Here is a 14,687-nt window from a genome sequence, read left to right as displayed (position 1 = left end):
TTAAGCCTGTTCCAACGAGGTTTCAACACGGGTGGCGGTGGCCGGAATCGCTTTGGCCGCAACCAGACGCTTGTGCTGCTCGGCTTCAATGCGCTCGATCACATCGACCGGCACCATGTAGCCTTGATCATCACGGGCAGCGTGGATCACGAAGTAGATCACGGTGCCAGCCAGGCCGAAGATGGCCATCCACCAGATGTGCCAGATCATCGCGAAACCGAACACGGTCAACAGAGCACCCATGACCAGACCGGTCGCGGTGTTGTTTGGCATGTGGATCGGCTCGTACCGGCTAGGCGCCTGGTACGCAGTACCGTTTTCCTTGGCTTCGGTGAACGGGTCGATACCGTCGGCTTTCGGCAGTACAGCGAAGTTGTAGAACGGTGGTGGCGACGAGGTCGACCATTCCAGCGTGTGGGCATTCCACGGGTCGCCGGCTTCGCACATGTTCTGTGGCAGCTTGCGATCACGGATACTCACGTACAGCTGGATCAACTGGCAGGCAATACCGAAGGCGATCAGTACCGCACCGACCATTGCAACGTGCAGGTATGGCGTCCACTCAGGGTTGGTGGTGCTGTTCAGACGACGGGTCATGCCCATGAAGCCCAGTACATAGAGCGGCATGAACGCGACGAAGAAGCCCGAGATCCAGAACCAGAACGCTGCCTTGCCCCAACCTTCGTGCAGCTTGAAGCCGAACGCTTTAGGGAAGTAGAAGCCGAAGCCGGCGATGTAGCCGAACACGGCGCCGCCGATGATCACGTTGTGGAAGTGCGCGATCACGAACAGGCTGTTGTGCAGGACGAAGTCCGCACCCGGGATGGCCAGCAATACGCCGGTCATGCCGCCGATGGCGAAGGTCACCATGAAGCCCAGGGTCCACAGCACTTGGCTGGTGAAACGCAGACGGCCCTGGTAAATGGTGAACAGCCAGTTGAACAGCTTCACCCCGGTCGGGATCGAAATCAGCATCGTCGCCAGACCGAAGAAGGCGTTGACGTTGGCACCCGAACCCATGGTGAAGAAGTGGTGCAACCAAACCATGAAGCCAAGGATCGAGATCGCGCCGCTGGCGTAGATCATCGAGTGGTGGCCGAACAGTTTCTTGCCGGAGAAGGTCGAGATGACTTCGGAGAAGATCCCGAACGCCGGCAGAATCAGGATGTAAACCTCGGGGTGACCCCAGGCCCAGAACAGGTTGACGTACATCATTGGATTGCCACCAAGTTCATTGGTGAAAATGTGGAAATCCATGTAACGGTCAAGCGTCAGCAATGCCAGGGTAGCGGTCAGGATCGGGAAGGAAGCGACGATCAGTACGTTGGCCCAGGTGCAGGTCCAGGTGAAGATCGGCATGTCCATCATTTTCATGCCCGGGGTACGCATTTTCAGCACGGTGGCCAGGAAGTTGACCCCCGTCAATGTCGTACCCAGTCCAGACAGTTGTAATGCCCAGATGTAGTAGTCCACACCCACGCCCGGGCTGTAGCCCAGTTCCGACAGCGGTGGATACGCAACCCAACCGGTACGGGCGAATTCGCCGACACCCAGGGACACGTTCACCAGCACGACGCCGGAAACCAGCAGCCAGAAGCTCAGGGAGTTCAGGAACGGGTAGGCAACGTCACGCGCGCCGATCTGCAGCGGCACTGCAAGGTTCATCAGGCCGGTGAAGAATGGCATCGCCATGAAGATGATCATGATCACACCGTGAGCGGTGAAGATCTGGTCATAGTGTTCAGGTGGCAGGTAGCCAGGCGAACCCTCAGTGGCCAGGGCCAGCTGGGAGCGCATCATCACGGCGTCGGCAAAACCACGCAGCAGCATGATCATGGCAACGATGATGTACATCACGCCGATTTTCTTGTGGTCGACCGACGTCAGCCACTCGGTCCACAAATAGGTCCACTTCTTGAAGTAGGTGATTGCAGCAAATACCGCCAGACCACCAAGCGCGATCATGGCGATGGTCACCATCACGATCGGCTCGTGGAACGGGATCGCTTCCCAACTTAATTTACCAAACATCGTTTACTCCTCTGCCCCGGCAGCTGAATGCGAACTCATGTCCATCCCTTCCATACCGGCCACTTCCTTCTCTTCCTTCTCGTGGTGCATCGGCTTGCCCGGTTTCATGCCTTCATACTTGTCGATGATGGTCTGGAACAGGTTCGGCGCGTACGAGGAGTAGAGTTCAACCGGGTTGTTCTGGCTTGGTTTGGAAAGGGCTTCGTATTCAGCTTTTTCAAGCTGTTTAGGTGCCTTCTTGACATCACTGACCCAGGCGTCGAAATCTGCCTGAGAGGTGGCGATTGCTTTGAATTTCATGCCAGTGAAGCCAGCACCGCTGTAGTTGGCGGAGATACCGTCAAACTCGGCATTCTGATTGGCGATCAGGTGCAACTTGGTTTCCATGCCCGCCATCGCGTAGATCTGACCGCCCAGGCCCGGAATGAAGAACGAGTTCATCACGGTGTCGGAGGTGATTTTGAAGTTAACGGGCGTGTTGGCCGGGAACACCATCTTGTTGACGGTGGCGATGCCTTGTTCCGGGTAGATGAACAGCCACTTCCAGTCCATCGCGACCACTTGAATGGTGATCGGCTTGACGTCGGATTCCAGCGGACGGTAAGGGTCCAGGGCATGGGTCGACTTGTAGGTGACGTAACCCAGGGCAATGATGATCAGCACCGGAACAGCCCACACCGCGATTTCAATCTTGGTGGAGTGCGACCATTTCGGGGTGTAGACGGCGTCCTTGTTGGAAGCGCGGTATTTCCAGGCGAACAGGAAGGTCATGACGATGACCGGAACCACGACCAACAGCATCAGCAGCGTTGCGGTGATGATCAGGTTGCGCTCGTCCAGGCCGACCTGGCCCTTGGGATCGAGCAGGGTCATGTTGCAGCCTCCCAGCAACAGCGTGCCGAGCAGCGGCAATAAGCCTAGTAGTCTGGGGTACCTGTTTTTACTCATCTCACGACCTCTAAAGCAGCTTGCGCAATGCAGTTGGGTTTTGATCGCCAACACTTCACCCTGCCAAGGGTTGGCATTTTTCTTGGATTGAATAAGGGCTTGCCCGTCGCGCGTTAAACGCTGCTCGACACATCCTGGGCCAGCGGTGAGTTCTTATTCGAATTCGTGGTCAAAGGCCTTGTTACAGACCAATTCCATTTGGTGCGGATAGTTGGAAGGCGCCGACACCTGGCGTCGAATGAAGCCCGTTACAGCCCCACGACCACCCCTTGTGCCAAGGAGAGTGCCGCCCCGGAATTTCAGTGCGGGCGATTGTAGATATGTACCGTTGTATAAACCATGTCTCAACTCGAAATAATTTTTATCGGATACCGCAACAATCATTAACGAAATCTGCAAAGATTATCCACGATGTCGAGACACATTCTCAATAACAACCCCAAAAAAACCCGCTCTACTGTCCACAGTTCAGACAGCTTCAGCCGCTCTCGAAGCATCGCCGACCTCGCGCAAGCCCCCTTGTCACAAGGCCTTTGGCCATTCGTCCGAGCCTGTTAAAACTGCCTGTTGCGACACCTTGGCGGGCTCCCGGAGAGGCCCGTCAGCAAGGTAAATTCCCTGTCAGTTTCAGCGACGACAATCATCTTTGAAATGAGTTGCGACACCTTGGCTGTGACAACATGTCGCACGCGTGCCGCACCCTTCTTTGTCGCGCGTCACGATCCTTTGACAGACCCGCTGAAACGCAAAGCGCCCCGGCCTCTTTTCGAGGTCCGGGGCGCTTTATTCAAGGCCTGTGGCTGCGGCGAGAAGCCTTAGCTCAGGTGTTTGCGGTTACGCGAAATGAGCAGTGGCACCAGCACCACGGTCAACACGAAGGCCACCAGCGCCCACTGTGCCAGCGACAGGCCGAGGATCGGCGGGTACGGCGTCTCGCAGAAGCCGTCGACCTGGAAGCCCAGCGGGAAAATCTTCGCCAGCGGCAAGCCGTCGACAATCGGTTGCAGCACATCGATGCCGCAACTGACCGCCGGGTAAAACTGCGTATAGACGTGATGCCCGGCCGCTGCAGCGCCCGCGAGGGCGAAGATCACCACCAGCCCTTCAAACACGGTGATGCTGCGACGGGTGCGCATGGCGGCACCGATAAAGGCACTGATCGCAATCAGCAACAGCGCATAGCGTTGCAGGATGCACAGCGGGCATGGCGCCTCGCCCAACACCACTTGCATGTACAGCGCGCCGCCGATCAGCGCCAGGCAGATGATGCCCAGCAAGACCAGGAAGCGCCGCTCACGGCCCAACCGCATCATTTCCTCGTTCATCACGTTTCCCTTCTGACTATCTATTGCCCGCAAGTCTACACGCTGATCCTGACCTTTGAGAGTCTGGCGCGTGCCGGTGGATGGGGGGAATAGACGATAAGCGGGTTAAGAAGGGATTAACTTTCTAACAGAATGTGCGAATCGATCCTGAAGATGATCGTTCCCACGCTCTGCGTGGGAATGCAGCCCGTGACGCTCTGCGTCACAAAGCGGACGCAGAGCGTCCATTGAGGCATTCCCACGCAGAGCGTGGGAACGATCGGTAGGAGAGTTACTCCAGCGCCGCAGCCGGGCCGAAGAACTCGTAGCGGCTCTGCTTCTCTGGCACACCCAAGGCCTTGAGGTGGCGCTTGATTGCGGTCATGAAACCTTTCGGGCCGAGGAAGTAAGCGTCCAGGTCACGCTCTTGCGGCAACCAGTCCGCCAACTGCTCCTGGCTCAACAGCCCGACCTTGTCCGCCGCTGGACTGACACCGTCATCCTCGGCGTAGCAGTAGAAACGCTTGAGTTGCGGGTGACGCTCGGCCAGGCCGTCGATCCAGTCGCGGAAGGCATGCACGCCACCGTTACGTGCACAGTGGATAAAGTGCACCGGACGCTCGGTGGCCAGCGCCGCTTCAAGCATCGGCAGGGTTGGCGTGATGCCAACGCCGCCGCTGATCAGCACCAAGGGTTTGTCGCTGGCGGTCAGGGTGAACTCACCCGCCGGCGGGAACAGCAGGATGCTTGCGCCGACGTGAAGCTGGTCGTGCAGGTAGTTCGAGGCGCGACCGCCCTCTTCGCGCTTGACGCTGATGCGGTACTGACCGTTGTCGCCCAAGGACGACAGCGAGTAGTTGCGACGGATTTCTTCGCCGTCGAGGATCAGTTTCATGCCGATGTACTGACCCGGTTCTGCCGCGAGGATCGGTCCCTTGTCCGCTGGCTCAAAGTAGAACGAAGTGATTTCCGCGCTCTCTTGCACACGCTTGGCCAGTTTGAATTCCCGCGCCCCGCGCCAGCCGCCGACCGCGGCGGCCTTCTGGTCGTAGATCGCGGTTTCGGCACCGATCAGGATGTCGGCCAACTGGTTATATGCGGCGCCCCAGGCGCTCATCACTTCTGGCGTGGCGATCTCGTCACCCAGCACTTCGGAAATCGCCCGCAGCAGGCAGGTGCCGACAATCGGGTAATGCTCCGGCAGGATTTGCAGGGCAACGTGCTTGTTGATGATCTTCGCCACCAGGTCGCCCAACTGGTCGAGCTGATCGATGTGCCGTGCGTACATCAACACTCCGCGAGCCAAAGCCCGAGGCTGGTCGCCGCTGGCCTGGTGCGCCTGGTTGAACAGCGGGCGAACCTCCGGGTACTCGGAGAGCATCATGCGGTAGAAGTGCGTGATCAGGGCTTCGCCACCGCTTTCCAGCAGCGGTACGGTGGATTTGACGATGGCACGGTCTTGAGCGCTAAGCATTAAGGGAGTACTCCTGAACGACTGGGTTTATAGTTTTCTACCCATGACGTATCAGTTTCAATGCCAACAATTAAATCTATATAAATCAATAACTTAATAAACATGTAGTCATAACGACACAAGCGGATTTATAGTCACCTCGACTACATGGAGTCAATATGACTGCAAAGCCACTGCTTACCGCATTGCTGCCACTGGTCTCCGACCTTTCCCGCGAACTGCCCGAAGGCGAGCGCTACCGCCGCCTGCTCGAAGCGATGCGCGCCCTGCTGCCCTGCGATGCCGCCGCCTTGCTGCGGCTCGACGGTGAATGGCTGGTGCCATTGGCGGTGGATGGCCTGAGCACTGACACCCTGGGCCGGCGCTTCAAGGTCAGCGAACACCCGCGCTTTGAAGCGTTGCTCAGCCGCCCGGAGCCGACGCGGTTCCCCAGCGACAGCACCTTGCCCGACCCTTATGACGGGTTGGTCGACGGCCACGGCGATCACCTGGAAGTGCATGACTGCATGGGCTGCCCGCTGTTTATCGACGAGCGTCCGTGGGGCTTGCTGACCCTCGACGCGCTCGACCCGGAGCGCTTCGAGCCGATCGAACTGGACGCCTTGCAAGCCTTTGCCAGCCTCGCTGCCGCCACGGTCAACGCTGCCGAACGCATCGAGCGACTGGCCAATCGCGCAGAGGACGAGCACCAGCGCGCCGAGGTCTATCGTCAGGCCAGCGGTCAGCAGAGCCGCGAAATGATCGGCCAGAGCAAGGCACACAAGCGCTTGGTGGAAGAGATCAACCTGGTCGGTGGCAGCGACCTGACGGTGCTGATCACCGGTGAAACCGGGGTCGGTAAAGAGCTGGTAGCCCAGGCGATCCACGCCGCTTCACCGCGTGCCGACAAACCGATCATCAGCCTCAACTGCGCCGCGCTGCCCGACACGTTGGTAGAAAGCGAGCTGTTCGGCCATGTGCGCGGCGCCTTCACCGGGGCGCTGAACGACCGTCGTGGCAAATTCGAACTGGCCAATGGCGGCACGCTGTTTCTCGATGAAGTGGGCGAGTTGTCGTTGGTGGTGCAGGCCAAATTGCTTCGCGTGCTGCAAAGCGGCCAGTTGCAGCGCCTGGGTTCGGACAAGGAGCATCAGGTCGACGTGCGCCTGATCGCCGCGACCAACCGTGACCTGGCCGAAGAGGTGCGCAGCGGCCGCTATCGCGCCGACTTCTACCATCGCCTGAGCGTCTATCCGCTGCTGGTGCCGGCACTGCGTGATCGCGGTCGGGATGTGTTGTTGCTCAGCGGTTACTTTCTTGAACAGAACCGCTCGCGGATGGGCCTCAACAGCCTGCGCCTGAGCAGCGACGCGCAAGCGGCATTGCTGGCCTACAACTGGCCGGGCAACGTCCGTGAGCTGGAACACTTGATTGGTCGCAGTGCCTTGAAAGCGCTGGGCAACTCACGGGAACGGCCGAAGATTCTCAGCTTGAGCGCGGCGGATCTGGACTTGCCCCACACGCCCCTCGAGCCCCCCCCGGCGCCAGTGAGCAATGACCCGACGCCTGCCGTTGAAGTATTCGGCGACCTGCGCCAGGCCACCGAGAACTATCAACGCCAGTTGATCACCGCGTGTCTTGAGCGCCATCAAAACAACTGGGCCAGCGCCGCCCGTGAGCTAGGCTTGGACCGGGCGAACCTTGGGCGGATGGCCAAGCGGTTGGGAATGAAATAACGCCCCCCCTGTATGATCGTTCCCACGCTCTGCGTGGGAATGCCTCAATGCACGCTCTGCGTCCGCTTTGTGACGCAGAGCGTCACGGGCTGCATTCCCACGCGGGAGCGTGGGAACGATCTTCGCAAAGGAATGCCGCTAAAGCCTGCCCCGCTTACGTCGATAACCCGATATCAATAGTTGCTGGCGGTCCTACAATCGCCCATCACCTTTTCCTCAGAAGGTTTTTATGTCCTCCAACAAAGCCCGCGCAGATTCACTTTCGCTTCTGCTCTTTACTTTGCGCAGCGGCAAGCTGATGGCGATCAACCTGCTGAAAGTCAGTGAAATCATCCCTTGCCCGCCGCTGACCAGGCTGCCGGAGTCGCACCCGCACGTCAAAGGCATCGCCACCCTGCGGGGCACCTCGCTGTCGGTCATCGACCTGAGCCGGGCGATCGGTGAGCGGCCGTTGGAAGACCCGGACGGTGGCTGCCTGATCGTTACCGACGTCAGCCGTTCCAAACAGGGCCTGCACGTTCAGGCGGTGAGCAAGATCGTCCATTGCCTGACCACCGACATCCGCCCACCACCTTACGGATCTGGCGGCGTACGCGCGTACATCACCGGCGTGACCTCGGTCGACGGCACGCTGGTGCAGGTGCTCGACATCGAGAAAGTCATCCACGGCATCGCCCCGGCACAGATCGAAACGGCCCCGACCGAGCTGAGCATGGAGGACGCCGAAGTGCTGGGTAATGCACGCATTCTGGTGGTCGATGACAGCCAGGTGGCGCTGCAACAGTCGGTACACACCCTGCGCAACCTCGGCCTGCAATGCCACACCGCACGCAGCGCCAGGGAAGCCATCGACTGCCTGCTGGACCTGCAAGGCACCGCGCAGCAGATCAACCTGATTGTCTCGGACATCGAGATGTCGGAGATGGACGGCTATGCCCTCACCCGAACCCTGCGTGAAACCCCGGACTTTTCCCACCTCTACATCCTGCTGCACACCTCGCTGGACAGTGCGATGAACAGCGAAAAGGCCCGTCTGGCCGGAGCGAACGGGGTACTGACAAAATTTTCCTCGCCAGAGCTGACAAAATGCCTGATCACGGCCGCCAAAGCCGTCGCGCAGCAAGGTCATTGAGCCTTGTCTGAAGCGTATTGCCTGCTGCTGCGGCGCGACCTCGCCGGGGTGTTACCTGCCATAGCCTGGCTTCCAGGCATTGCGCTGAGCGAATACCGCCCCGAGCTGGCCGAAGCGGTTCATCAACTGATGGAGCAGGGTTATCAGCACGGCGGTGGTCGAGTACCGGCGCTAGAGGTGTGGCGCGAGCGCTTTGAAAGCGATGCCGAATATGACCCGGCGCTGTGTTTCATCGCCTCGGATGCTGAAGGCATTGTCGGCGTGGCCCAGTGCTGGACCAGCGCCTATATCAAGGACCTGGTGGTGCATCCACGGGCTCAGGGCCAAGGTTTGGGACGGGCATTGCTGTTGCATGCCTTCAATGTGTTTCAACAGCGCCGCGAAGGCTTTGTCGACCTCAAGGTCCTGGAAGACAACCAGCGCGCTCGGTGCCTGTATGAAAGCGCTGGAATGCGCGTGGTTCGCCGCGAGCTGGTTCCAGACTGATACCGCTATCGCAGGCAATGACTGGCGCACAACTTGCTTTGGCACCCTCCCTCGCGGTGGTTTTCCGTCATCGCTGACGCCTCTGGAATGTGACCGGTCGCCTAATGAATACGACGTTTTCCTGCGTAGGGTGCGGCAAGTGCTGCACCGACCACCATGTGCCCCTGACCCTCGCCGAGGCCCGGATGTGGGCGGCTGACGGCGGAACCGTGATCGTGCTGGTGGAAGGTTTCCTCGGCAATGGCCTGGGCCTTCCGGCCTTGCAACGCGAGCACGCCGAACGCCGTTCCGTGGTGGTGCCCAGCGGCGCGACCCAGGCCCATGTAGCGATTACCTTCGCTGCGTACAACGCCGGTCGCTGCCGGAATCTTGACGAAGACAACCTCTGCCGCATCTACGAGCGCCGGCCATTGGTGTGCCGCATCTACCCGATGGAAATCAATCCACACATTCCCCTGACGCCAGCGGCCAAGGACTGCCCGCCCGAATCGTGGGAACAAGGCCCCGAGTTGATCGTCGGCGGTCAGTTGGTTGATCAGGCGTTGGCCGAGCTGATCCAGCGCTCGCGTCAGGCAGACCGCGACGATGTTCAGGCCAAGGAAGCGATTTGCCAACGGCTGGGGATTCGCACCGCGGCCCTCAAGGGTGACGGGTTTACCGCGTACCTGCCGGACATGACAACGTTTGCCCAGGCGATTGATCAGGTTCAGGCAACGCCGTTGCCAGGTTCGGCCGGTGAATGGCAGTTCCATGTGTCGGGCAACGATATCGCCGAACAAGTACAGGCCGCCGGGGCGCACGTGGTCACGGCAGAACCGCTGAACTACACGTTTATCTCGTTGCGCGCGGCCTGAGATTTATAACTCAGAGGGACAACTCAGCGCTTGCCCATCGAGCGACGGGTGCCAGGAGGCGCTGCGCCCGGGACCTTGGTGTGGCCATTCTTGGCGCCGTTCTTGTACCACGGCTGGCTAGCGTTTTTTGCGGAGGCCAACTCGCCCGGTTTGAACGGGAACTTGAAGGCCGGAATCGCCGCTTTGGTTTCGCTGTCGGCGCTGGAGTCGACGCTGTCTGGCAGGTCAGCCTGTTCGTCAGCAGCAGGCGCTTGTATCGGGGAAGTCATGAATGCTCCGGGTGTTACAGTGAGTCGGGCCCGATGGGTGGGCCGCGAAAGGCCGGCAGTATACCTGCGCGCCCGTGATCTTTAACCTCCCGGCGCATGAATGGTCACCGTTGCTGACAGCCCTGTCAGTTAGCCGTCACCCTGCTGACCGCAACGAAGGACTATAACTAGGCCATTATTTCCCGTCTTTAGCCCCGGCGTTCGATGCTCATGCCCATTCCAGGAAAAAAACTGCTGATCGCCGCGCTGCTGGTGACGGTCACTGCCGTGGCCATTGGCGTTGCGCTCAAACCGGCGACGAGCAAACTCGCGGCCCCCACCGCGATTCCGGTGCGGGTGGTCCGCGTCGTCGAACGCGACGTGCCGCGCTATGTCAGCGGGATTGGCTCGGTGCTGTCATTGCACAGCGTGGTTATTCGTCCGCAGATCGACGGCATCCTCACCCGGCTGCAGGTCAAGGAGGGTCAGCTGGTGAAGGCCGGTGACCTGCTGGCGACCATCGACGATCGCTCAATCCGCGCCAGCCTCGATCAGGCCCGTGCGCAATTGGCTGAAAACCAGGCGCAGTTGCAGGTCGCCGAGGTCAACCTCAAACGCTACAAATTACTGAGTGTCGATGACGGCGTCTCCAAGCAGACCTATGACCAGCAACAAGCCCTGGTCAATCAGTTGAAAGCCACCGCACAGGGCAATCAGGCGGCCATCGATGCGGCGCAGGTGCAGCTCTCCTACACACAGATTCGCTCGCCGGTGACGGGCCGCGTCGGTATTCGCACTGTGGATGAAGGCAACTTCCTGCGCATGAGCGATACCCAGGGGTTGTTTTCCGTCACCCAGATCGACCCGATTGCCGTCGAGTTCTCTCTGCCACAGCAAATGCTGCCGACCCTGCAACGGCTGATCAGCGCAACCCCGCCGGCGGACGTGAATGCCTACCTCGGCGCCGACACCAATGGCCAGACCGGTGACTTGCTCGGCGAAGGCCACCTGACGCTCATCGACAACCAGATCAATGCCAACACCGGGACCATTCGCGCCAAGGCCGAATTCAGCAACGCCGGGCAAAAACTCTGGCCGGGGCAACTGGTGACGCTCAAGATCCAGACCGCCGTCGACCAGCATGCGCTGGTGGTGCCGCCGTCCGTGGTCCAGCGCGGGCTCGATCAGCATTTCGTTTACCGGGTCAACGGCGACAAGGTCGAATCGGTTCCGGTGCAAATGGTCTATCAGGACAGCGGGCTGAACATCATTACGGGGGTAAAGGCCGGTGATGTGCTGGTCAGCGATGGTCAGTCGCGGCTCAAGCCAGGGGCCAGCGTGCAGATTCTCGGCGAGCCGCCAGCGCTCACGCAAAGCACTGCGGTGGAGCAACAGCCATGAAAGTCCATGGCGGCATTTCGGCCTGGTGCATCGACCATCCGGTCGCCACGGCACTGCTGACCTTCGCCCTGGTGCTGCTCGGGCTGATCGCCTTCCCGCGCCTGCCGATCGCCCCGTTGCCGGAAGCCGAGTTCCCGACCATTCAAGTCGCCGCGCAGTTGCCCGGCGCCAGCCCCGACACCATGGCTTCGTCAGTGGCGACGCCGTTGGAGGTGCAATTCAGTGCCATTCCCGGCATGACCCAAATGACCTCCAGCAGTGCCTTGGGTTCGACCAACCTGACCCTGCAATTCACCCTCAACAAAAGCATCGACACCGCCGCGCAAGAAGTTCAGGCCGCGATCAACACCGCCGCCGGCAAACTGCCCAAGGACATGCCGACGCTGCCGACCTGGCGCAAGGTCAATCCGTCCGACAGCCCGGTACTGATCCTCAGCGTCAGCTCGACGCAAATGCCCGGCACCGAACTCAGCGACTACGCCGAAACCCTGCTGGCGCGCCAATTGAGCCAGATCGACGGCGTCGGCCAGATCTACATCACCGGCCAGCAACGCCCGGCGATTCGGGTCCAGGCCTCGGCCGACAAACTCGCCGCCATCGGCCTGACCCTGGCCGATGTGCGCCTGGCCATTCAGAAAACCAGCCTCAACCTGGCCAAGGGTGCGCTGTACGGCGAGTCGAGCATTTCCACGCTATCGACCAACGATCAGCTGTTTCATCCCGATGAGTACGGTCAGCTCATCGTCTCCTACAAGAATGGCGCACCGGTCCAGCTCCGGGATATCGCCACCGTGGTCAGTGGCTCGGAAGACGCCTACGTCCAGGCCTGGTCCGGCGATCGGCCGGGGGTCAACCTGGTGATCCTGCGGCAACCGGGTGCAAACATCGTCGACACCGTGGACCGGATTCAAGCCGCGTTGCCGGGCCTTCAAGCCATGCTCCCGGCGTCGATACAGGTCAACGTGCTGATCGACCGGACCCAGACCATCCGCGCTTCGCTGCATGAAGTGGAAGTCACCCTGCTGATCGCGGTCTTGCTGGTGGTCGCGGTGATGGCGCTGTTCCTGCGCCAGTGGTCGGCGACGCTGATCGTTTCCAGCGTACTCGGGGTCTCGCTGATCGCCAGTATCGCGTTGATGTACATCATGGGCTTCAGCCTGAACAACCTGACGCTGGTGGCGATCGTCATTTCCGTAGGGTTTGTGGTCGACGATGCGATTGTGGTGGTGGAGAACATCCACCGCCATCTGGAGGCCGGTGACGGTATGCGTGAGGCGGCGATCAAGGGCGCTGGCGAAATCGGCTTTACCGTGGTCTCGATCAGTTTCTCGCTGGTGGCGGCGTTCATTCCGCTGCTGTTCATGGGCGGCGTGGTCGGTCGGTTGTTCAAGGAGTTTGCCCTGACCGCCACCTCGACCATCATGATTTCAGTGGTGGTGTCGCTGACCCTGGCACCGACCATGGCCGCCCTGTTCATGCGCGCGCCGGTACACGACGCCCACGCCAAACCCGGTTTCGGGGAGCGCCTGCTGGCGCTGTATGAACGGGCACTGCGCCGGGCCCTGGCGCATCAGAAACTGATGCTGGGGCTCTTCAGTCTGACGCTGTGCATGGCGGTTGCCGGCTACGTGTTTATCCCCAAAGGTTTCTTCCCGATACAGGACACCGGTTTCATCCTCGGCACCACCGAAGCCGCCGCCGACGTGTCGTTTCCGGAGATGGTGAAAAAGCACCAGGCCCTGGCTGACATCGTCGCCGCCGACCCGGCGGTGCAGACCTTCTCCCATTCGGTGGGGGTTTCCGGCAGCAACCAGACCATCGCCAACGGGCGCTTCTGGATCTCCTTGAAAAAACGCGGCGATCGCGATGTGTCCGCCAGCGCCTTCATCGACCGGATTCGTCCGCAACTGCTGAAGGTCCCGGGCATTGTGCTGTACCTGCGTGCCGGGCAAGACATCAACCTCAGCTCCGGCCCCAGCCGTGCCCAATATCAATACGTGCTCAAGAGCAACGACGGCCCGACGCTGAACCTCTGGACCCAGCGCCTGACCGAGAAACTGCGCAGCATCCCGGCATTCCGCGACATTTCCAATGACCTGCAACTGGGCGGCAGCATCACCCACATCCACATCGACCGTGCCGCAGCGGCGCGCTTCGGGCTGACCGCCAGCGATGTCGACGAAGCGCTTTATGACGCCTTCGGCCAACGGCAGGTCAACGAGTTCCAGACCGAAATAAATCAGTACAACGTCATTCTCGAACTCGACACCCGCCAGCGCGGCAAGGCCGAAAGCCTCGCTTATTTCTACCTGCGCTCGCCGCTGAGTGGTGAGATGGTGCCGTTGTCGGCGCTGGCCCGTTTCGATGCGCCGACCATCGGCCCATTGTCCATCGCCCACGACGGCATGTTCCCGGCCGCCAATCTGTCGTTCAACCTGGCGCCCGGCGTGGCCTTGGGCGATGCGGTGATTTTGCTCAATCAGGCGAAGAACGACATCGGCATGCCGGCCTCGGTCAACGGCAACTTCCAGGGCGCGGCCCAGGCATTCCAGAGTTCGCTGGCCAGCCAGCCGTGGCTGATTCTGGCGGCGCTGGTGGCGGTGTACATCATTCTTGGCGTGCTCTATGAAAGTTTCGTACACCCGCTGACGATCATCTCGACCTTGCCTTCGGCCGGCCTCGGCGCCTTGATATTGCTGTGGATCCTCGGCCAGGACTTCTCGATCATGGCCTTGATCGGCCTGGTGCTGCTGATCGGGATCGTCAAGAAGAACGGCATCCTGATGATCGACTTCGCCCTCGACGCCCAGCGCAATCGTGGGCTGTCCCCGCAAGAAGCAATTTTCGAGGCATGCCTCACGCGGTTCCGGCCGATCATGATGACCACCCTCGCCGCCCTGCTCGGCGCCCTGCCGCTGATGCTCGGTTACGGCACCGGCGCCGAACTGCGCCAACCGCTGGGGATCGCAGTGGTCGGTGGTTTGCTGGTCAGCCAGGCGCTGACGCTGTTTACCACGCCAGTCATATACTTATGGCTTGAGCGGGTGTTCCATCGCTCCACACCAGCGCCTGCGCTGGCGACCACACACTGAGG

At 60.5% G+C, this 14,687-nt stretch carries 11 protein-coding genes; 6 read left to right on the top strand and 5 right to left on the bottom strand.

What is annotated here, in order from left to right:
• The 4 genes from cyoB to hmpA all read right to left on the bottom strand — a co-directional run bounded on the left by cyoB (position 1) and on the right by hmpA (position 5,757).
• On the bottom strand, positions 1-2,031 hold the full coding sequence (gene cyoB, locus FPT12_RS05825) for a cytochrome o ubiquinol oxidase subunit I (protein WP_145015043.1): 2,031 nt from the start codon (positions 2,029-2,031) through the stop codon (positions 1-3).
• 3 nt (positions 2,032-2,034) lie between these two features.
• Positions 2,035-2,979 carry a ubiquinol oxidase subunit II gene (cyoA, locus tag FPT12_RS05820; protein ID WP_123425050.1) on the bottom strand — a complete coding sequence of 315 codons (945 nt, stop codon included), beginning with the start codon at positions 2,977-2,979 and terminating at the stop codon, positions 2,035-2,037.
• 815 nt (positions 2,980-3,794) lie between these two features.
• Positions 3,795-4,304: a disulfide bond formation protein B gene (locus FPT12_RS05810; protein WP_256676620.1), complete on the bottom strand. Its 510-nt coding sequence runs from the start codon at positions 4,302-4,304 to the stop codon at positions 3,795-3,797.
• Between the two features lie 271 nt (positions 4,305-4,575).
• Complete coding sequence (hmpA, locus tag FPT12_RS05805; RefSeq protein WP_145015042.1) at positions 4,576-5,757, bottom strand: NO-inducible flavohemoprotein; 1,182 nt, start codon at positions 5,755-5,757, stop codon at positions 4,576-4,578.
• A 158-nt stretch (positions 5,758-5,915) separates the two neighbouring features.
• Here hmpA and norR point away from each other — a divergent pair, with 158 nt between their 5' ends.
• The 4 genes from norR to FPT12_RS05785 all read left to right on the top strand — a co-directional run bounded on the left by norR (position 5,916) and on the right by FPT12_RS05785 (position 9,944).
• On the top strand, positions 5,916-7,472 hold the full coding sequence (gene norR, locus FPT12_RS05800; protein WP_145015041.1) for a nitric oxide reductase transcriptional regulator NorR: 1,557 nt from the start codon (positions 5,916-5,918) through the stop codon (positions 7,470-7,472).
• A 229-nt stretch (positions 7,473-7,701) separates the two neighbouring features.
• Positions 7,702-8,604 (top strand): chemotaxis protein CheV, encoded by a 903-nt coding sequence (locus FPT12_RS05795; protein ID WP_145015040.1) that lies wholly within the window; start codon positions 7,702-7,704, stop codon positions 8,602-8,604.
• A gap of 3 nt (positions 8,605-8,607) precedes the next feature.
• On the top strand, positions 8,608-9,090 hold the full coding sequence (locus FPT12_RS05790) for an N-acetyltransferase (protein ID WP_178098627.1): 483 nt from the start codon (positions 8,608-8,610) through the stop codon (positions 9,088-9,090).
• Between the two features lie 104 nt (positions 9,091-9,194).
• Positions 9,195-9,944 carry a YkgJ family cysteine cluster protein gene (locus tag FPT12_RS05785; protein WP_145015039.1) on the top strand — a complete coding sequence of 250 codons (750 nt, stop codon included), beginning with the start codon at positions 9,195-9,197 and terminating at the stop codon, positions 9,942-9,944.
• Between the two features lie 23 nt (positions 9,945-9,967).
• Here FPT12_RS05785 and FPT12_RS05780 read toward each other — a convergent pair whose 3' ends face one another.
• The gene (locus tag FPT12_RS05780) at positions 9,968-10,213 is read right to left on the bottom strand and encodes a hypothetical protein (protein WP_103319149.1); all 246 of its coding nucleotides are present in this window, start codon (positions 10,211-10,213) and stop codon (positions 9,968-9,970) included.
• 210 nt (positions 10,214-10,423) lie between these two features.
• On the opposite strand from FPT12_RS05780, the gene FPT12_RS05775 reads away from it, so the two are divergent.
• A complete protein-coding gene (locus FPT12_RS05775) occupies positions 10,424-11,593 on the top strand; it encodes an efflux RND transporter periplasmic adaptor subunit (protein ID WP_145015038.1) in 1,170 nt (389 codons plus the stop codon).
• Positions 11,590-14,685, top strand: coding sequence for a multidrug efflux RND transporter permease subunit (locus FPT12_RS05770; RefSeq protein ID WP_145015037.1), 3,096 nt, complete (start codon positions 11,590-11,592; stop codon positions 14,683-14,685). The genes FPT12_RS05775 and FPT12_RS05770 overlap by 4 nt, the downstream gene beginning before the upstream one ends.
• Positions 14,686-14,687 lie beyond the last annotated feature (2 nt).

The sequence above is a fragment of the Pseudomonas sp. H3(2019) genome, from assembly GCF_007713465.1.
Taxonomy (GTDB): domain Bacteria; phylum Pseudomonadota; class Gammaproteobacteria; order Pseudomonadales; family Pseudomonadaceae; genus Aquipseudomonas.
This window is presented reverse-complemented; position numbering and strand designations above follow the sequence as displayed.